The organism is Hydrogenophaga sp. (genome assembly GCF_030158645.1).
Taxonomy (GTDB): domain Bacteria; phylum Pseudomonadota; class Gammaproteobacteria; order Burkholderiales; family Burkholderiaceae_C; genus Hydrogenophaga.
Window position 1 is genome coordinate 50,405 of record NZ_JAOASO010000162.1, and the last position, 19,094, is coordinate 69,498.

The following is a 19,094-nucleotide window of genomic DNA, read 5'->3' on the forward strand; positions in this document are numbered from 1 at the left end:
TTCGTTGTCTCCTAATAAGAATCAAACACAGATCAAATCAACACTCACGATGACCCTTGGATGCCGGACGGCTTGCGCCGCTGCGGCCTCAGTGCGGAAAGGGCCAGAGCCGCAACTTCTGTTTGGCGATGCTCCAGAGCTTGGCCAGACCGTGGGGCTCCACGATCAGGAACCAGACGATGAGCGCGCCGAAAACCATGAACTCGGTGTGGGACACCGCGGCGGTGGAAATCTCCACACCGAAGAGTCCGCCCACCGCAGGCAGGAACTGGTTGAGGAAAATGGGCAGAACGACGATGAAGGCCGCGCCGAAAAAGCTGCCCATGATCGAGCCCATGCCGCCGATGATCACCATGAAGAGCAGCTGGAAGCTGCGGTCGATGGAGAAGGCGGCTGGCTCCCACGAGCCCAGGTGCACGAAGCCCCACAGGCCCCCGGCCACGCCGATGATGAAGGAGCTGACCGCGAACGCGCTCAGCTTGGCGTACATGGGGCGGATGCCGATGACGGCGGCGGCCACATCCATGTCGCGGATGGCCATCCATTCGCGTCCGATGGCCGAGCGCACCAGGTTTTTGGCCAGCAGTGCGAACACCACCAGGAAACCCAGGCAGAAGAGGTACTTCTCCATCGGGGTGTTGATGGTCCAGCCCAGCACGGAGAGGTTGGAGACCGAGACCGAGCCCGAGGCGGTGTTGTTGGTGAACCAGCCGATGCGCAGGAACGCCCAGTCGCAGAAGAACTGCGCGGCCAGCGTGGCCACGGCCAGATAGAGGCCCTTCACGCGCAGGCTGGGAATGCCGAAGAAGATGCCCACCAGCGTGGCGAAGAAACCGCCCGAGAGCAGGGCGATGATCAGCGGCATGCCGTCGATGCGCACGTAGGTGTTGTAGGCCATGTAGGCGCCCACGGCCATGAAGGCGCCCGAGCCCAGGCTGATCTGTCCGCAGTAGCCCACCAGGATGTTCACCCCCAGGGCGGCCAGCGCCAGGATCAGGAAGGGGATGAGGATGGCGCGGAACATGTACTCATCCACCAGCAGCGGCACGCCGATGAAGGCAAACGCGATGAAGGCCAGGATGACCCAGCGGTCCTGTGCGATCGGGAAGATCTGCTGGTCGGCGCGGTAGGAGGTCTTGAATTGACCGTTTTCACGATAGAACATGGTGTTTTCAATCAGTTGGGGTCAGAGCACATTGGCTGCGCAAATCGTGATCTGACCCACAAGGTATTCGGACTCAGACGCGGTCGATGATCTTCTCGCCGAACAGCCCTTGCGGCCTGAACAGCAGGAACACCAGCGCGAGCACATACGCAAACCAGATCTCGATGCCCCCGCCCACGTAGGGGCCGAGGTAGACCTCGGAGAGCTTCTCGCCCACGCCGATGATCAGCCCGCCGATGATGGCGCCGGGCACCGAGGTGAGGCCGCCCAGGATGATCACGGGCAGGGCGCGCAGGGCCACGGTGGTGAGCGAGAACTGCACGCCCAGCTTGGAGCCCCAGATGATCCCGGCCACCAGCGCGGTGATGCCGGCAACGAACCAGACAATCACCCAGATGCGGTTGAGCGGAATGCCGATGGATTGCGCGGCCTGGTGGTCGTCGGCCACCGCGCGCAGCGCCCGCCCGGTGCCGGTCTTCTGGAAGAACAGCGAGAGCACGGCCACCAGCAAGGCCGCCACACAGGCTGCGTACACGTCTTCGAGGTTGACCAGCACACCGCCCTCAAAGATGCCCTCGAACAGGAAGATCGGGTCCTTGGGCATGCCCACGTCGATCTGGTAGATGTCGGAGCCGAAGATGGTCTGGCCCAGGCCGTCGAGGAAGTACGTGATGCCCAGCGTGGCCATGAGCAGCGTCACGCCTTCCTGGTTGACCAGGTGGCGCAGCACCAGGCGCTCGATCAGCCAGGCCAGCACGAACATGAGTGCGCCGGCCATGAGGAAGGCGATCAGGTTGCCCAGGAACTTGTCCTCGATGCCCAGCCACCCTGGCACCCAGCCCGAGAAACGCGCCATGGCCAGGGCTGCGAACAGCACCATGGCGCCCTGTGCGAAGTTGAAGACGCCCGAGGCCTTGTAGATGAGCACGAAGCCCAGCGCCACCAACGAATAGAGCATGCCGGCCATGAGACCGCCGAGAAGAGCTTCAAGAAAGAATGCCATGGTGGTTCTCGATCAGTGACTGGTTCCGAGGTAGGCGCTGATCACCTCCTCGTTGTTGCGGACTTCTTCGGGCGTGCCGTCACCGATTTTTTTGCCGTAGTCCAGCACCACCACACGGTCGGAGATGTCCATCACCACGCCCATGTCGTGCTCGATCAGCACGATGGTGGTGCCGAACTCGTCGTTCACGTCCAGGATGAAGCGGCTCATGTCCTGCTTTTCTTCCAGGTTCATGCCGGCCATGGGCTCGTCGAGCAGCAGCATCTGTGGCTCCATGGCCAGTGCCCGGCCCAGGTCCACGCGTTTTTGCAGACCGTAGGGCAGGGTGCCCACCGGCGTTTTGCGGAAGGCCTGGATTTCCAGGAAGTCGATGATGTGTTCGACGAACTCGCGGTTCGCCTCTTCTTCCTTTTGCGCACCACCGATGCCGAAGGGATTGCGAAAGGCCTGTGCAAACAGGTTGCTTTTGATGCGCAGGTTGCGCCCGGTCATGATGTTGTCGATCACGCTCATGCCCTTGAACAGCGCCAGGTTCTGGAAGGTGCGCGCGATGCCCATCTCGGCCACCTGGCGGCTGTTCATGTGCTTGAAGGTCTGGCCGCGAAAGCTGATCGAGCCCTCTTGCGGCTGGTACACGCCGTTGATGCAGTTGAGCATGGAGCTCTTGCCCGCACCGTTGGGCCCGATGATGGCGCGCACCTCGTGCTGGCGCACGTTGAAGCTGATGTCGGTGAGCGCTTTCACGCCGCCGAAGCGAAGACTGATGTTGTGGACGTCGAGGATGACGTCGCCGATTTTTTTGCTCATGGGATGGGGTTCTGGCTTCGGTTCGATCGTCGATGTCAGGCCGCGGCTTTCACCGGCGCAAATGTCTTGGCATCACCCAGCTTCAGCGTCGCGCTGACCGAGCCGCTGCGCCCGTCTTCGAACTTCACCTGGGTCTCGATGTACTGCTCGGTCTTGCCGCTGTAGAGCGCGTCGACCAGCGCGGCATAACGCTCGCTGATGAAGCCCCGGCGCACCTTGTTCGTTCGGGTGAGTTCGCCATCGTCGGCGTCCAGCTCCTTGTGCAGCACGAGGAAGCGGCTGATCTGGCTGCCGGCGAGCAGCTCGTCGCGGCTCAGGTCGGCGTTGACCTTCTCCACGCAGTCGCGGATGAGTTCGTACACCTCCGGCTTCTGCGCCAGATCGGTGTAGCCGGCATAGGAAAGATTGCGCCGCTCTGCCCAGTTGCCCACGGCCTCGAAGTCGATATTGAGCATCACGCACACGCGCTCGCGCTTGTCGCCCAGTGCCACGGCTTCCTTGATGTACGAGAAGAACTTGAGCTTGTTCTCCACGTACTTGGGCGCGAACATGGCGCCATCGTGCACGCCACCCATGATGCGGCCCACGTCTTTCACGCGGTCGATGATCTTGAGGTGGCCCGAGGCATCGATGAAGCCGGCGTCGCTCGTGTGGTACCAGCCGTCGGGCGTGAGCACCTCGGCGGTGGCGCTCGGGTTTTTGTAGTAGCCCTTGAGCAGGCCGGGCGACTTCACGAGGATTTCGCCGCTCTCGCTCAGCTTGATTTCCACGCCCTCGCAGGGCACGCCCACGGTGTCGGCGCGCGCCTCGTGGTCGGGCTGCAGGCACACGAACACCGCGGTCTCGGTGGAGCCGTAGAGCTGCTTGAGGTTGATGCCGATGGAGCGGTAGAAGCTGAAGAGGTCGGGGCCGATGGCTTCACCGGCGGTGTAGGCCACGCGCACGCGGCTCATGCCGAGGTTGTTGCGCAGCGGGCCGTAGACCAGCCAGTCACCGAGCTTGTATTTGAGGGCGTCCACCAGCCCGATGGGCTTGCCGTCCATGCGGGTGGGGCCCACGCGGCGGGCCACGTCCATGAAGTAATGGAACATGCCGCGCTTGAGCGAGCCCGCGTCTTCCATGCGGATCATCACGCTCGTGAGCAGACCTTCGAACACGCGCGGAGGTGCGAAGTAATAGGTGGGGCCGACTTCTTTCAGATCGATGGTGACCGTGGCGCCCGACTCGGGGCAGTTCACGACGTAGCCGGCCACCAGCCACTGCGCATAGGAAAAGATGTTCTGCCCGATCCAGGCGGGCGGCATGTAGGCCAGCACCTCATCGGCGGGGGTGAGCTTGTCGAAACGCGCGCCCACGTCGGCGCGGTTGATCAGCGTGTGGTGGGTGTGCACCACCCCCTTGGGGTTGCCGGTGGTGCCGCTGGTGAAAAACATGGCGGCCACGTCGCCGGGTTGGCACGCCGCCACCTGCTCGCGAAACAACTGCGGATGGGCCTTTGCGTGCACCTGACCGGCCGCAATGAGCTCTTCAATCCCACCCAGGCCGGGCTGGTCGTAATTGCGCAGGCCACGCGGGTCGTCGTAGTAGATGTTGGAGAGCTGCGGGCACTGCCCGCGGATTTCCAGCATCTTGTCGACCTGCTCCTGGTCTTCCACCACACAAAACCGGACGTCGGCGTTGTTGATCGGGAAAACGCATTCACCCCCCACCGCGTCCTGGTAGAGCGGGATGGGGATGGCACCGAGCGATTGCGCCGCCAGCATGGTGGCGTAGAGGCGGGGCCGGTTGGCGCCGATCACCACCATGTGTTCACCGCGGCGCAGACCGGCCTGGTGCAAACCGCACGACAGCGCTTCGACCAGCCGGGCCATGTCGGCCCAGGTGGTGGTCTGCCAGATGCCGTATTCCTTCTCGCGCATCGCCGGGGCGCCGGGGCGGCGCTGGGCGTGGTCCAGCAACAGCTGGGGGAACGTCGTTTGCATGTTGTGTCTCCTGGAGCCGATCGGTTCGCCGGCGTCTGACGTGTCCCGCACAGGACACCGTTTGATGGAGGCCATCGTAGGACTTCGTTTGACGCCATGTTGTCCGTACGACGACAATCGCGGGTGAATCCTGTTAGGACTTTCCCCTACAGGCTGGCGCCTGGACACCGACATGAGCCCCTTCACGCCCCACCGCTCCGGCAACGATCTGCGCGACCGCGCCCGTGCGCCCACCGAAGCCGAACTGGCCGAGATTCCCTGGCTTGAGCGGCTGTCTGCGGTGGAGCGGGCCCGGGCCGAAGACGCCCTGCTGGTGGGCGACGCCGACGCGGGCGACTTCATCTGCCGTTTCGGCCGGCCGGTGACGTACTGGTTCGGTCTGGTGGACGGCCTGCTCAAAATGAGCAACGACGATTCACAAGGCCCGGTGGTCACCTTCACCGGTGTGGCGCCGGGCGGGTGGTTCGGCGAAGGCACCGTGCTCAAGCACGAGCAGTACCGCTACAACATCCAGGCCCTGCGCAAGAGCCGCGTGGCCGGCCTGCCGGTGGAGACGTTCGACTGGCTGCTCGACCACTCGATCGGCTTCAACCGGTTTGTGATGCACCAGCTCAACGAGCGCCTGGGTCAATTCATCGCGGCGCGCGAGATCGACCGCCTGAACAGCCCCGACCTGCGCGTGGCGCGCAACCTGGCGTCGTTGTTCCACCCCTTGCTCTCGCCCAACGTGGGTGGCGTGCTGCGCATCACCCAGCAGGAACTGGCTTATCTGGTGGGCCTGTCGCGCCAGCGCACCAACGAGGCCCTGACCACGCTGGCCGCCAAAGGCTGGATCCGCGTGGAATACGGCGGTTTGCGTGTGCTGGATCTGGCCGCGCTTCGTTCGGGTGTACTTGATGAGGGATGATCGACCCATGACCACCGACAAACCCGCCCGCACGCTCAAGCTCACCCCGGGCGCAGCACAGAAAAAACCCGCCGACCCGTTCGCCCCGCGGCGAGCGCCGGTGCGCCCGCCCGGGCCGGCCCGCGCCAAGAGCGTGTCGGCCTCCGCCCCCAAGCCGCCGCGTGAACCTTCGAAGCCCTACGGCGCGCAGCGAGGTGGCCCCGAAGGTGATCGCAACGAACGCCCGCGCCACAGCGCAGACCGCCCACGCTCGGGCGCAGCCGCCGTCCCGCGCGGCGACGACCGTGGCTGGAGCGAACGCCCGGCGCCGCGCCGCGCCGACGACCGTTTTGCAGCGCCTGAGCGCCCACAGCGCAGCGCGCCAGCCGCACCGCGCCCGCCCCAGCACCGGCCCGACCTGGCCCGCGTGGGCAACGTGCGCGGCGAGATCCGCCTGAACAAACGCATGGCCGACCTCGGCCTGTGCTCGCGACGTGAGGCCGACGAATGGATCGCGCGCGGCTGGGTGATGGTCAACGGTGAACCCGCCGTGATGGGCATGCCGGTGGCGCCCGACGCGCAGGTCGAGGTGCTGCCGCAGGCGCGCCACCAGCAGGCCGGGCAGGTCACCATCCTGCTCAACAAGCCGGTGGGCTATGTGAGTGGCCAGCCCGAAGATGGGCACGAGGCCGCGGCCACGCTGATCGGCGCGCCCAGCCAGTGGCGCGGCGACGCCAAGAACCCGGCCGATGGCCGCCGTTTTGCGCCCGAGCACACACGCGGTCTGGCCCCGGCAGGTCGACTCGACATCGACTCCACCGGCCTGCTCGTGCTCACGCAGGACGGCCGTGTGGCGCGCACGCTGATCGGCGAGAGCAGCGGCGTGGAAAAAGAATACCTGGTGCGCGTGCAGTTCGCGCCCAACGGCCCGATGGGCGCAGGGGTGATTGCCGAGAACGTGCAGGCCATCTTTCCGCCGCACCAGCTGGCCCGGCTGCGCCACGGTCTGAGCCTGGACGACCAGCCTTTGAAGCCCGCGCAGGTCGAGTGGCAGAACCCGGAGCAGTTGCGCTTTGTGCTGGTGGAGGGCAAGAAGCGCCAGATCCGCCGCATGTGCGAGCAGGTGGGCTTGCACGTGGTGGGTTTGAAGCGGGTGCGCATCGGGCAGGTGGTGCTGGGCAACCTGCCGGTGGGGCAGTGGCGGTACTTGCGGGCCGACGAGGGCTTCTGAGCCTCCAGGTTTCGCTGCGAGACCTCGCCGGGACATCGGCGCGAATCCCGAGCAAGCCGATCTCTTTCACGCAAAAGGTGGGACACCGGGGCCACAATGCCCCATGACCCGCGCCAAACCCTCCACCACCCGACAGGCCGTGCTGCGCCACCTGCGGCCCAGCGACCTTCAAGCCGCGGTTCGGCTGGCCACGCAGGCCACCACCGGCGTGATCGGCATCGCCGAGGGGGTGCACCAGTCGGTGCGCCGCAAGCTGGGCCTGTCGGCAGGCACCGAGCCCGACCGCACGGGGGGGTTCACCGGTCAGATCTACCGCGGCATCCGTGGCGTCACCGAACTGGTCGGCCATGGGCTGGACGGGGCGCTCGCCACCCTGCTGCCGCTGCTGGACGACCCCTCCACGCACCCCGAAGCCTCGCCGGGACGCGAAGCCGTGCTGGCCGCGCTCAACGGCGTGATGGGCGACCGCCTGCTGGCGCAGGACAACCCCCTGGCCCAGCGCATGGAACTGCGCCTGGCCGGACAAGCTTTGCCGATGGAACGCCCCGCGCCCTTGCGCGAGCGGCTGGCGGGCGCCTCGCCCCACCTGCTGCTGCTGGCCCACGGCCTGTGCATGAACGACACGCAGTGGCTGCGCAACGGCCACGACCACGGTGCCCATCTGTCCCAGGCGCTGGGCTGCACGCCGGTTTACCTGCGCTACAACAGCGGGCTGCACACCTCCATCAATGGCCGCGAACTTGCCGGTCAGCTCGAACGCCTGGTGGTCCAGTGGCCCGCCATCGAGTCCATCACCGTGCTGGGCCACAGCATGGGCGGTTTGCTCGCGCGTGCGGCCGTGTTCTACGGCCGCCAGATGGGCCATCGCTGGCCCGCACAGCTCAAGCACCTGGTGTTTCTGGGCACGCCGCACCACGGCGCGCCGCTGGAGCGCGCGGGCCACGGGGTGGACGTGTTGCTCGCCGCCTCGCCTTTCACCTTGCCGTTCACGCGCCTGGGCATGCTGCGCAGCGCCGGCATCACCGACCTGCGCCACGGCCATGTGCTGGACGACGACTGGCAGGGCAGGGGCCGGTTCGACTCCCCGCACGACCACCGCGTGCCGCTGCCCTTGCCCGAGGGTGTGGCCTGCTTCGCCGTGGCCGCCACGCTGGCGCCCCAGCGCGGGCTGCTGGCCGACCGCCTCACGGGCGACGGCCTGGTGCCCTTGCGCAGCGCGCTGGGTCAGCACGACGAGGCCGCGCGCCGGTTGGTGTTTGCCAAGGACAGCCAGCGCACGGTCTACCGCACCGGGCATCTGGAGCTGCTCTCCAGCCCGGTGGTGGCGCAGCAGCTGGTGCAGTGGTTGGCACCATCGGTGGTGGAAGTCGACTGAGGTCCACACCCGGCGCGGCTTGAAATCGCCGCGCCCGCCCATAATTCCGCCTCGCGACCGCCCCTCCAGGGCTTCCCCGTCTTTCTTTTTCACGAACTCCCATGAGCAAACAAACCCTGTCGTTCCAGGCCGAGGTGGCGCAGCTGCTGCACCTGGTCACCCATTCGCTGTACTCCAACCCCGACATCTTTTTGCGCGAGCTGGTTTCCAACGCATCGGACGCCTGCGACAAGCTGCGGTTTGAAGGCCTGAACAACGCCGCCTTGTTTGAAGACGCGCCCAACCTCGACGTGCGCGTGGCCTTCGACACCGAGGCCCGCACCATCACCATCACCGACAACGGCATCGGCATGAGCGCGCAGGAGGCCATCGACCACCTGGGCACCATCGCCAAGAGCGGCACCAAGGATTTCATGGGCCGCCTCAGTGGCGACCAGAAACAGGACGCCCAGCTCATCGGCCAGTTCGGCGTGGGCTTCTACTCGGGCTTCATCGTGGCCGACAAGATCACGGTGGAAAGCCGCCGCGCCGGCTTGCCAGCCGCCGAGGGCGTGCGCTGGGTCAGTGGCGGCACGGGTGACTTCGAGGTGGAGACCATCGAGCGCGCCGCGCGCGGCACCAGCGTCATCCTGCACCTGCGCGAGGATGCGGGCGACTACCTCGACCGCTGGAAGCTCAAGTCCATCATCGCCAAGTACTCCGACCACATCAGCCTGCCCATCCTGATGCAGAAAGAGGAATGGGACGCCGAGAAGAGCGCGTATGTGAAGCAGGACGAGTGGGAAGCGGTGAACTCGGCCAACGCGCTGTGGGCGCGCAGCAAGAAGGACATCAGCGACGAGCAGTACGCCGAGTTCTACAAGAACCTGAGCTACGACACCCAGGCCCCGCTGGCCTGGAGCCACAACCGGGTCGAGGGCAGCACCGAATACACCCAGTTGCTCTTCATTCCGGCCAAGGCGCCGCAGGACCTCTGGAACCGCGACCGCAAGGCCGGCATCAAGCTGTATGTGAAGCGCGTGTTCATCATGGACGAGGCCGAGGCGCTCATGCCGGCCTACCTGCGCTGGGTCAAGGGCGTGGTGGATTCGGCCGACCTGCCGCTCAACGTGAGCCGCGAACTGCTGCAGGAAAGCCGCGACGTGAAGGCGATCCGCGAAGGCAACACGCGCCGCGTGCTGGCCATGCTGGACGAGATGAGCAAGGACGTGGAGAAGTACACCGGCTTCTACGCCGAGTTCGGCGCGGTGCTCAAGGAAGGCCTGGGCGAAGACTTCGCCAACCGCGACAAGCTGGCCAAGCTGCTGCGTTTTGCCAGCACCGCCGGCAGCGAGCTGACCTCGCTGGCCGACTACAAGACCCGCATGAAGGACGGCCAGGCCACGATTTACTTCATCACCGCCGACAGCCTGGCCGCGGCGAAAAACAGTCCGCAGCTGGAGGTGTTCCGCAAGAAGGGCATCGAGGTGCTCCTGATGACCGACCGCGTGGACGAGTGGGCCTTGAGCTTCCTCACCGAGTTCGATGGCACGCCGCTGCAAAGCGTGGCCAAGGGCGCGGTGGATCTGGGCAGTCTGCAGGACGAGGATGAAAAGAAGGCCGCCGAAGCCGCTGCGGAAGTCTTCAAGCCGGTGCTGGAGCGCCTGAAGGACAGCCTGAAAGACAAGGCCAAGGATGTGCGTGTGACCTCGCGGCTGGTGGATTCGCCGGCCTGTCTGGTGGTGGAAGACGGTGACCTGTCCACGCAACTGGCGCGCATGCTCAAGCAGGCCGGCCAGCCCGCGCCCGATGTCAAGCCCATCCTGGAGGTGAACGCCGAGCACGCGCTGGTGAAGAAGCTGGAGACCAGCGAACACTTCGACGACCTGGCCCACATCCTGTTTGACCAGGCGCTACTGGCGGAAGGCGGGTTGCCGGACGACCCGGCGGCTTATGTCAAGCGGGTGAACAGCCTCTTGATTTGATCGAGTGACCCCCGGACGGAGGGCGGGGGGTTGGTTGACTACACTGTGCCCCGGGGGTTCTTCCAGGGACAGGGCACTGCCCCGGTTCCTCAACACAGTCAACCGGTCCTACCGTGTACCTTCAGCGTCCATTCGATCACGTCGTCACCTTCCGCAACAGCCAGGGCGAGAGCGCTCGCGGAACCCTGACCAGCCTGCAGCGCCGCTCTCTGGTGATGGAGATCTACAACCCGTACTCCATCGTGCAGGTCAGCGAGGTGCTCGGCGAGCTGACCATCCGCTCCGGCGACAGCAACCTCTACAAGGGCAAGGCGGTGGTGGTGAGCCTGCTCAACACCGGGCTCATGGCGGTGGTGTCGGTGGCACTCATCGACGAGTGGTCCGACCTCAACGCGATTCGCGGCGACGTCAGCAAGGTGCATGACGAGGCCATGCGTTTTGTCGCCGATTGGGAGTCGCGCTTCAAGGTCAAACAGAGCTACCAGGTCACGATCAGCGAATTCCGCGCTTTTCTCGCCGAGACCGCCCGCTGGGCGGACCAGGCAGACATGTCATCTGTCTTGCCCCGTGAAGCAGATGGGCGACTGCGATCCGATGTCTTCGACGAGCTTGCCGAGCCGATCATGAAGAAGGGCGCAGAGTATTTCGTCTGGCTGGAGGAAGAGGGCTCGCGCATACCGGAAGAAGATGCCGTTGCCCACCGCAACTTTGCGCAGACGGCGCTGCACCCGTTGCTGTTGCGGGCGCCTTTCGTGTACCGAACCTTTGCCAAGCCGCTGGGGTACGCTGGCGACTACGAGATGGTCAATCAGATCCTGGCCGATCCGCGTCAGGGCAACAGCACCTATTTCCAGATCATCAACGCCTTTTTCCTGAAGGCGGCGGTCGCGCAGGCGCACCGCAACCGGATCGACATTCTGGTCGAATACCTGGGCCGCGTTGCTGCCGATGCAAAGCAGGCGGGGCGCAAGGCGCGTGTGCTCAACGTCGCCTGCGGGCCCGCAGTCGAGATTCAGCGCTTCATCGCGTCAGATCCCAACGCCGAGAGCCTGTCATTCACCCTCCTGGACTTCAGTGAGCCTACGTTGGAATACACCCGGTCCTGCATTGAGCGCGCGGGCAAAGAGGGTGGAAAGAAGGTCGAGGTCGAGTACGTGCAGGAGTCCGTGCACCAATTGCTCAAGAGGGCGTCCAAGCGCGAGGACGGGCTGGATGAAGGTGTCTTCGATTTCGTCTACTGCGCGGGACTCTTTGACTACCTCTCCGACAAGGTCTGCTCACGGTTGCTGGAGTACTTCGTCGCGCGAACACGTCCGGGTGGCTTGGTGATGGTCACCAACGTTCATTCGTCCAATCCCCAGAAGAATGTGATGGAGCATCTCCTGGAGTGGCATCTCATTTACCGCGACGAGGCTGGCCTCGAAGCGGTGTTGCCGCCGCTGCGAGAAGAGACCCGCCTTTTCACGGACGCCACGGGCGTCAATGTCTTTGCCGAGTTCCGCGTCCCGGGGTCGACGTGAGCGATCAATCGCCGATGAATCCACCCCAGCTGTCTCACTACCACCAGGAACTCAGCGAGTTCCGGCTTTCTTACAGCAAAGCCGGTGCGGTTGTTTCCATCGTGCTGGTGTTGATGGGCCTTGGGCTGGACTACACGCTGTATCCCGAAGCCTTCTCCACCCTGGCGCCCGCGCGCTTCGTGATTGCCGCCCTGACGCTGGCCATCCTGGCGTTGTTGCACTCCAGCAAGGGGCTGGGCTGGGTTCGCCCGCTCACGTTGGTGTGGCTCGCGCTGCCGCAGGCGATGATCGCCTGGATGATCGGGGTCACCGATGGCGTGAATTCCATTTACTTCGTCGGGTTGCATCTCGCCTTGTACGCCACCGGTATCATCCTTCCCATTGCGTTCATCGAGAGCCTCGCCTTCGGACTGTTCACCTACGCGCTGTACGCCATTGCCTGTTACTTCCACCCCTTGGGACTGCAGGACTTCAACCGGTTTGCAGGCGTCTCGCTCTTCATTTTGTTTTCGGCCACGATCAGTTCTTTCTGTACCTACTTCAATGAGCGCGGGCGCTACAACATGTTCGCGCTGCAGCGGCAGGTGGCGGAGAAGAACGAAGCCTTGCTGAAGACAAACGCGGCGTTGGCCGAAGTCAAGGGCCAACTGATCCAGCGCGAAAAAATGGCCGCCATCGGCACGTTGTCCGCCGGCCTGCTGCACGAGCTCAACAACCCGGTGAACTACAGCCTGATGGCGATCGACATGGGCCTGACCTGCCCCGGCGTGGAGGTCGATCCCATGCTCAAGGAGAGCCTCGGCGATGCGCGCGAAGGCATGCAGCGCATCCAGAACATCGTCTCCGACCTCAAGACCTTTGCCTATCAGAAGCCGGGGCAGGACGCACAGCGCCCATTTTTGCTGGGCAACGCCCTGCGTTCGGCCTTGCGGCTGGCCGGCTACGAGCTCAACGGCATCGACGTGCCGGTGGAGCTGCCGCAAGACACCCATGTGCTGGGCGACGAGCCCGCCATCATCGGTGTGCTGATCAACTTGCTGAGCAACGCCGCCCATGCCCTGCAGGCGGTCAAGCGCGACCAACCGCAGATCGCGGTGACCGTGGTGCCGCTGGACCAACGCCTGCTGGTGAAGGTGCGAGACAACGGAACCGGCATTGCACCCGAGAACCTGGGTCGGGTGTTCGAGCCCTTTTTCACCACACGCGATGTGGGTGCCGGCCTCGGGCTGGGCCTGAGCGTGAGTTACGGCATCGTCCAGCGTCACGGCGGCACCCTGGCGGTGGACAGCGAGCCGGGCGCGTGGACCGAGTTCAGTTTTGATTTGCCGAGACCACCATGAGCATGCAAGCCCCCGACGCGCACCGGGGTCCCCGGGGACCCCACGCGATCCTGATGGTGGACGACGAGCCGCAGGCGTGCAAATGGTTTGCCCGCCTGTACGGCACGGAATTCAACGTGTTCACCGCCGCCAGCGTGGACGAAGCGCTGATGTTGTTGCGCGAGCGCGGCCACGAAGTGGCCGTGCTGCTCACCGACTACTCGATGCCGGTGCGCGATGGCGTGGCCCTGCTCAGCGAAGTGCGGCGGCTTTATCCGCATGTGGCGCGCTTGCTGGTGTCGGCTTATGCCGACAAAGACGTGGCCATGTCGGCGGTGAATGAAGGCCATGTCGAGAAGATTCTGGAGAAACCACTGGACGACGCGATCACGCGCCGCGCCCTGCGCGAGGCGCTGGAAGCCAGCGTGCGCCGCTGGCGCGACCAGTCGGTGGTTGCGCGGCGCGAGTCGGCCTTGCGCGAGACGCTGGGTTTTCTGGCGCACGAGGTCACCTCCCCGCTGGCCACGGTGCGTGGTTACCTCTCGGCCATGCGCGAGAACCACCGCTCTAGCCCGGAGAACAGTGAGGGCATGGCCCACATCGCACAGCAGAAGCCCGGCGATGTGTTGTTCATGATCGAAGCCGCGCAGCGGCGTGCCGAGTACGCGCAGTCGCTGGTGTCCACCTTCGTGCAGACGGCGCGTGACGCGACCCAGGGTGATGCGTCGGCCAGTCTGTGCGCCAGCGATCTCGTGCGCGCGGTGCAGGCCGAGTATCCGTTTGAAGCGGCTGAGGCCGGCTGGTTGTCGACTGAACTGGCGGCCGATTTCACGCTCCCCGGACGGCGCGACCTGCTCTATCTCGTGCTGTGCACACTGGTCAAGAATGCCCTCATCGCCCTGCGTGCCGAGCCACCACCACACCCCCAGGTGCACATGACGCTGGACCGCCTGGCCATGTTGCCTGGCCTGAGCCCGCAGCCGTCGTTGCGCGTGCGTGACAACGGCCCAGGCATTCCGCCCGAGGTGCTCATGAAGCTCACCCGCGAGCCCGTGACCACGCGCGCCGGCAGCGGCGGCAGCGGCATGGGCCTGTTGTTTTGTCAGCGCGTGATGACCACCCTGGGTGGCGACATTGCCGTGCACTCCACCCCGGGCCAGGGCACGGTCGTGACCCTTTATTTCCCACCGTCGTCCGACGACACCCCGGCCGAGGAGAACCGATGACCCCCACGAAAATTCTGTATGTCGACGACGAGGCCATGGCGCTGAAGTATTTCGAGCGCCTCGTCAGCCCGCTGGCGCCGGTGCTCACGGCGGGCTCGGTCGAGGAAGGCCGTGCCGTCCTGCTGGCGCACGGAGCCGACGTGGCCGTGCTGGTGTGCGACCAGCGCATGCCCGGCGAGCGCGGCAACGAGCTGCTGCGCCACGCCCGCGAGTACTACCCCGGCGTTGTGCGCATGCTGACCACCGCCTATTCGGAACTGGGCGATGCGATAGAAGCCATCAACACCGGTGAGATTTACCGCTACATCAACAAGCCCTGGGAGCTGGAGAGCCTGCGGGCCGACCTGAAAAACGCCCTGGAGCTGGCCGTCTTGCGCAGCGAGCGCGACAGCCTGATGCGCGACCGCTTGCTGGCGCAGCAAAGCCGCCTGCTGGCCAACCGTCTGTCGGCCTTGTACATGGTGAGTTCGGCCGTGCACGCCGGTGGCCATGAGCAGGCGATCCACCGTTTTGCCGAGGCCGCGTGCGCGGTGGGTGGCGCCGAGCCTCTGGTGGACTGGAACCGATGGGACCACGCCGATCTGCTGCAAGCCGAAGCCCAGCGCGGCGCGGCCATTGCGTCGCACCTGCGCGATGCCTTGCAGGCCTTCGGTCCCCGGGGCGAGAGCGGCGACGCCTGGGCGGCGCTGGCGCGGGCCTTGGGCGGCGAGCCGCACGGTGACGGGGTGCTCGTGGCCGATGCCACCGTGTTCACCGCGTTGCTGGTCTCACCCGCTGGTGAATCGCCCACCGCGGCCCAGGTTGCGTGGCTGGCCTGGCTGCTGTGGCAGGACGGCTGCGCCCGTGTGACGCCGGCTCAGGGCGGGTGGTGGGTGGGGGCTGCCGAGCCCGACGCGCTGCGCGCCGACTGGCTCGCCGATGCGATGGAGCGGCTGGGCAAGGACCCGGCTTGAGGCCTGGGTCTTGTTTTGCATGCCTCGGCCCGCGCCGTGGAACCCCGGCGTATGAAAATGGTCTGTCCACGAGGGGCTTGAATTCACCCTGCCCCTGCATCACCCGGAGCCACCTCATGAACGCACCACGATCCCTTTCCCCTCTGTCCCGGCACGCCGCTCGCCTGGCCGCCTGTCTGTGCGCGGCAGCCTTGCTCGCCGGCTGCTCCGCGGGCGTTGGGGTGGGCATTCCGATCGGTCCGTTTTCCATTGGCGTGGGCGTGGGCACGGGCGGTGTGAACGCCGGCATCAGCACCGGTGTGGGCCCCGTGGGCGTGGGCGTCGGGGTCAACCAGCGCGGTGCGGTGAGTGCCGGTGCCGGCGTGGGCACCAGCACCCCGATCGGCAACAGCAACGCGCGGGTGGGTGTCGGTGTGGGCACCAGCACCACCATTTACGATCCCGATCGCGTTCCCCGGTGAGCACCGATTGCCAGAATGAAAAAAGCCCGTCCGGCTCGCGCCGGACGGGCTTTTTGCCTGGTGAGCCGAGGCTCAGACCAGCGTGATGGTCACGTTGATGTTGCCGCGGGTGGCGTTGGAGTACGGGCACACCTGGTGGGCGGTGTCCACCAGATCCTGTGCCACGGCGCGGTCCATGCCGGGCAGGCTCACGTTCAGGCGGGCCGCGATGCCGAAGCCGGCCGGGATGGGGCCGATGTCCACTTCGGCATCGATGGCGGCATCGGCCGGGACAGCGATTTTCTTCATGCCGGCCACGTGTTTCATGGCGCCCATGAAGCACGCCGAGTAACCGGCAGCAAACAGCTGCTCGGGGTTGGTGGCCGCGCCCGAGCCGCCCATGGCCTTGGGTGGCGAGAGCTTGACGTCGAGCATGCCGTCGTCGGAACGCGAGGTGCCTTCGCGGCCGCCGGTGGTGTGGGCGCGGGCGGTGTAGACGACTTTGTCGAGGGAAGTGGGCATGGTGTGGCTCCTGGGGGTTGAATCGCTTGCGGGAAGCGGGTGGGTGAAATGGGCTGAACTTGACATCGGGATCAGGCGGTCAGTCGGTCGCGCAGGGCCTGCACCTGCCGCGTGAGCGCGAGCACCTCGGCCACGTCGCATTGGGTGGCTTGCAGCACACAGCCGGGAATGCGCGCGGCGCGTGTTTTGAGTTTTCGACCTGCCGCCGTGAGGCGGATCAGCACGCGGCGTTCGTCTTGCACGTCGCGCAGGCGGGTCACGAGTTCGGCGGCCTCCAGCCGTTTGAGCAGCGGGGTGAGGGTGCCCGAATCAAGGTGCAGGCGTTCCCCGAGCTCGGAGACGGCCACGCCGTCGTGTTCCCACAGCACCAGCATGGCCAGGTACTGCGGGTAGGTCAGTCCGATCTCCTCGAGCAGCGGCTTGTAGAGCTTGGTCATGGCCAGCGAGGCCGAGTACAGGGCAAAGCAGAGCTGGTGGTCAAGCTGCAGGGCCTGGTCGCTGGAGAGGCGTGGGCTGTTCATGGGTATGGACTGTAGCGATCAATTAAATTGTGTGCAATTTAATCGCGAGCAGCCACATTGCCGTCAAGGACATCGCGAGCCCGTTGGACAGGGTTCAAGCCATCAGGGGTTCGCCCTGCATCTCTTCGATCTGCTCCACCAGCATGTCCACCTGCCCCTGCCAGTAGTCGCGGCTGCCGAACCAGGGGAAGTTGATCGGGAAGGCCGGGTCGTCCCAGCGCCGCGCGACCCAGGCGCTGTAGTGGATGAGCCGCAGCGTGCGCAAGGGTTCGATCAGCGCGAGCTCGCGCCGGTCAAACGCACGGAACTGTTCGTAGCCGTCGACCAGCGCACCGAGTTGCTGCGTCTGCTGGCGGCGATCGCCGCTGAGCAGCATCCAGAGGTCTTGCACGGCCGGGCCGGTGCGTGCGTCGTCCAGGTCCACAAAATGCGGGCCGGCACCGGGCTGGCCCTCGGGTGTCCAGAGGATGTTGCCGGGGTGGCAGTCCCCGTGCAGGCGGATGCGCCGGATGCTGTCTTCGTCCAGCACCGCGCCGGGTTTGAGCACCGGGTGCGCTTCGATCAGGGCCAGCGCTTCTTCCAATGCGGCCGACCAGGCGGTGCGCACCTCGGGCGCCACGGCGGCGTGTTCCATCAACCAGTCGCGCGGCTCATGCGCAAAGCTCGCACTGTCCAGTGCTGGGCGCACCTGAAACGGCTGGCTGGCGCCCACGCTGTGGATGCGTGCGAGAAAGCGACCAATCCACTCCAGCACCTCGAAGTTGTCGAGCTCGGGGCGGCGCCCGCCGCGGCGCGGGCTCACCGCGAAGCTGAAGCCGCCGAAGTGGTGCAGCGTCTCGCCTTGCACACGCAGCGGTGGCACGGCCGGTATCTCGGCGGCCACCAGCTCTTCGGCGAAGGCGTGTTCTTCGGCAATCTGCGCGTCGCTCCAGCGGCCGGGGCGGTAGAACTTGGCGACCACCTGGTCCACGCCGTCCAGGGGCGACTCCAGGTGGATCTGGTACACGCGGTTCTCGAAGCTGTTGAGCGCGGCCATGCGCCCGTCGCCCCACAGGCCGATGCTGGCCAGCGCGTCCTGCACCACGTCGGGGGTGAGGGCGCTGTAGGGATGGGTGCTGGTGGGATCGGAAGTCATGGTGGATTGTCACTGCTGCCGGGCCGCGCGCGAGGGGCACGCACCTATCATCGGGAGATGGCCAAACACAAATCACCCGCTCGCCCGGCGCCCACGCTGCAGGAGCAACTGCCGGAGCTGCGCGAAGGCCAGTCGGTGGCTCTGCTGCAGGAGCTGCACATCCTCACCCGCGAGGGCAAGCTCAACCAGGACACACGCCGCAAGCTCAAGCAGGTCTACCACCTGGTGCAGTTCATCGAGCCGCTGCTGGCCGAGGTGCTGGCCGCGCGCGGCGATGTGACCCTGGCCGACCACGGCGCGGGCAAGTCCTACCTGGGATTCATCCTGTACGACCTGTTCTTCAAGTCGAAAACCGTGGGCCGTGTGATCGGCGTGGAGACCCGGGCCGAGCTGGTGGCGAAATCGCGCGCGCTGGCGGCCAAGCTGGGCTTCGAACGCATGGACTTTCTGGCCACCACGGTGCAGGAAGCGCTCACGCACCCGGGCTTGCCCGCGCGCATCGATGTGGTGACTGCGCTGCACGCCTGCGACACCGCCACCGACGACGCGATTGCGTTTGGCCTGGCCAAACACGCCAGCCACATGGTGCTGGTGCCGTGCTGCCAGGCCGAGGTGGCCGGTGTGCTGCGGCAGCACAAGGCGCTGAGCCTGTCCCGCTCGCCGCTGGCCGAACTCTGGCGCCACCCGCTGCACACGCGCGAGTTCGGCAGCCAGATCACCAATGTGCTGAGGTGCCTGCAGCTCGAAGCCAGCGGCTACAGCGTGACCGTGACCGAGCTGGTGGGCTGGGAACATTCCATGAAGAACGAGTTGATCCTCGCCCGTAGAATGGCCGACGACCGACACGGGGCCCGCGAGCGGGCCCGGCAGCGGTTGACACAGGTGCTCGACGAGCTGGGCCTGCCGGAACTCCAGTCGCGTTTTGCGGTCGACTCCGGTGCGTCCCCCGTGACGGCCTGATTGTTCGTGGTGGCCCTTCGGGCCACCGGTTTGCCATTTTCCCGGTGTACAAGTCAGCGCCACGCTGATGCCGGTTTGCCTGGTG

General features: G+C 65.7%; 16 protein-coding genes and 1 pseudogene. 10 read left to right on the forward strand and 7 right to left on the reverse strand.

The features are described 5' to 3' along the window. Positions 1-88 precede the first annotated feature (88 nt). The 4 genes from Q1W68_RS17540 to Q1W68_RS17555 form a co-directional block, all read right to left on the reverse strand. Positions 89-1,165, reverse strand: a complete 1,077-nt coding sequence (locus Q1W68_RS17540) for a branched-chain amino acid ABC transporter permease (protein ID WP_300717186.1) — start codon at positions 1,163-1,165, stop codon at positions 89-91. A gap of 73 nt (positions 1,166-1,238) precedes the next feature. Beyond that, positions 1,239-2,168 carry a branched-chain amino acid ABC transporter permease gene (locus Q1W68_RS17545; RefSeq protein WP_300717187.1) on the reverse strand — a complete coding sequence of 310 codons (930 nt, stop codon included), beginning with the start codon at positions 2,166-2,168 and terminating at the stop codon, positions 1,239-1,241. A gap of 12 nt (positions 2,169-2,180) precedes the next feature. After that, positions 2,181-2,975 (reverse strand): ABC transporter ATP-binding protein, encoded by a 795-nt coding sequence (locus Q1W68_RS17550; protein WP_300717188.1) that lies wholly within the window; start codon positions 2,973-2,975, stop codon positions 2,181-2,183. A 35-nt stretch (positions 2,976-3,010) separates the two neighbouring features. Continuing rightward, complete coding sequence (locus Q1W68_RS17555; RefSeq protein ID WP_300717189.1) at positions 3,011-4,957, reverse strand: AMP-binding protein; 1,947 nt, start codon at positions 4,955-4,957, stop codon at positions 3,011-3,013. A gap of 172 nt (positions 4,958-5,129) precedes the next feature. On the opposite strand from Q1W68_RS17555, the gene Q1W68_RS17560 reads away from it, so the two are divergent. The 9 genes and pseudogenes from Q1W68_RS17560 to Q1W68_RS17600 form a co-directional block, all read left to right on the forward strand. Then, the gene (locus Q1W68_RS17560; protein ID WP_300650331.1) at positions 5,130-5,864 is read left to right on the forward strand and encodes a Crp/Fnr family transcriptional regulator; all 735 of its coding nucleotides are present in this window, start codon (positions 5,130-5,132) and stop codon (positions 5,862-5,864) included. Between the two features lie 7 nt (positions 5,865-5,871). Next, positions 5,872-7,074 carry a pseudouridine synthase gene (locus Q1W68_RS17565; RefSeq protein ID WP_366146722.1) on the forward strand — a complete coding sequence of 401 codons (1,203 nt, stop codon included), beginning with the start codon at positions 5,872-5,874 and terminating at the stop codon, positions 7,072-7,074. 103 nt (positions 7,075-7,177) lie between these two features. After that, on the forward strand, positions 7,178-8,449 hold the full coding sequence (locus tag Q1W68_RS17570; RefSeq protein ID WP_300654305.1) for an alpha/beta hydrolase: 1,272 nt from the start codon (positions 7,178-7,180) through the stop codon (positions 8,447-8,449). A gap of 101 nt (positions 8,450-8,550) precedes the next feature. Further along, positions 8,551-10,413 carry a molecular chaperone HtpG gene (gene htpG, locus Q1W68_RS17575; RefSeq protein ID WP_300717190.1) on the forward strand — a complete coding sequence of 621 codons (1,863 nt, stop codon included), beginning with the start codon at positions 8,551-8,553 and terminating at the stop codon, positions 10,411-10,413. Positions 10,414-10,526: 113 nt separating this feature from the next. Further along, positions 10,527-11,933, forward strand: a complete 1,407-nt coding sequence (locus Q1W68_RS17580; RefSeq protein ID WP_300649163.1) for a class I SAM-dependent methyltransferase — start codon at positions 10,527-10,529, stop codon at positions 11,931-11,933. A gap of 14 nt (positions 11,934-11,947) precedes the next feature. Then, complete coding sequence (locus tag Q1W68_RS17585) at positions 11,948-13,273, forward strand: ATP-binding protein (RefSeq protein ID WP_300649165.1); 1,326 nt, start codon at positions 11,948-11,950, stop codon at positions 13,271-13,273. Further along, complete coding sequence (locus Q1W68_RS17590; protein ID WP_300649166.1) at positions 13,270-14,478, forward strand: hybrid sensor histidine kinase/response regulator; 1,209 nt, start codon at positions 13,270-13,272, stop codon at positions 14,476-14,478. The genes Q1W68_RS17585 and Q1W68_RS17590 overlap by 4 nt, the downstream gene beginning before the upstream one ends. Beyond that, positions 14,475-15,431 carry a response regulator gene (locus Q1W68_RS17595; RefSeq protein ID WP_300649168.1) on the forward strand — a complete coding sequence of 319 codons (957 nt, stop codon included), beginning with the start codon at positions 14,475-14,477 and terminating at the stop codon, positions 15,429-15,431. Before Q1W68_RS17590 ends, Q1W68_RS17595 begins: the two co-directional genes overlap by 4 nt. Positions 15,432-15,547: 116 nt before the next feature. After that, positions 15,548-15,880: pseudogene (locus Q1W68_RS17600) on the forward strand (hypothetical protein); the annotation flags it as partial. Positions 15,881-15,964: 84 nt separating this feature from the next. On the opposite strand, the gene Q1W68_RS17605 reads toward Q1W68_RS17600, so the two are convergent. The 3 genes from Q1W68_RS17605 to Q1W68_RS17615 all read right to left on the reverse strand — a co-directional run bounded on the left by Q1W68_RS17605 (position 15,965) and on the right by Q1W68_RS17615 (position 18,049). Further along, positions 15,965-16,393 carry an organic hydroperoxide resistance protein gene (locus Q1W68_RS17605; RefSeq protein ID WP_300649170.1) on the reverse strand — a complete coding sequence of 143 codons (429 nt, stop codon included), beginning with the start codon at positions 16,391-16,393 and terminating at the stop codon, positions 15,965-15,967. Between the two features lie 71 nt (positions 16,394-16,464). Then, a complete protein-coding gene (locus Q1W68_RS17610) occupies positions 16,465-16,914 on the reverse strand; it encodes a MarR family transcriptional regulator (RefSeq protein WP_300649171.1) in 450 nt (149 codons plus the stop codon). 94 nt (positions 16,915-17,008) lie between these two features. Further along, the gene (locus Q1W68_RS17615) at positions 17,009-18,049 is read right to left on the reverse strand and encodes a serine/threonine protein kinase (protein ID WP_300717191.1); all 1,041 of its coding nucleotides are present in this window, start codon (positions 18,047-18,049) and stop codon (positions 17,009-17,011) included. A gap of 57 nt (positions 18,050-18,106) precedes the next feature. Here Q1W68_RS17615 and Q1W68_RS17620 point away from each other — a divergent pair, with 57 nt between their 5' ends. Further along, positions 18,107-19,009 (forward strand): SAM-dependent methyltransferase, encoded by a 903-nt coding sequence (locus tag Q1W68_RS17620; protein ID WP_300717192.1) that lies wholly within the window; start codon positions 18,107-18,109, stop codon positions 19,007-19,009. Positions 19,010-19,094: the final 85 nt, after the last annotated feature.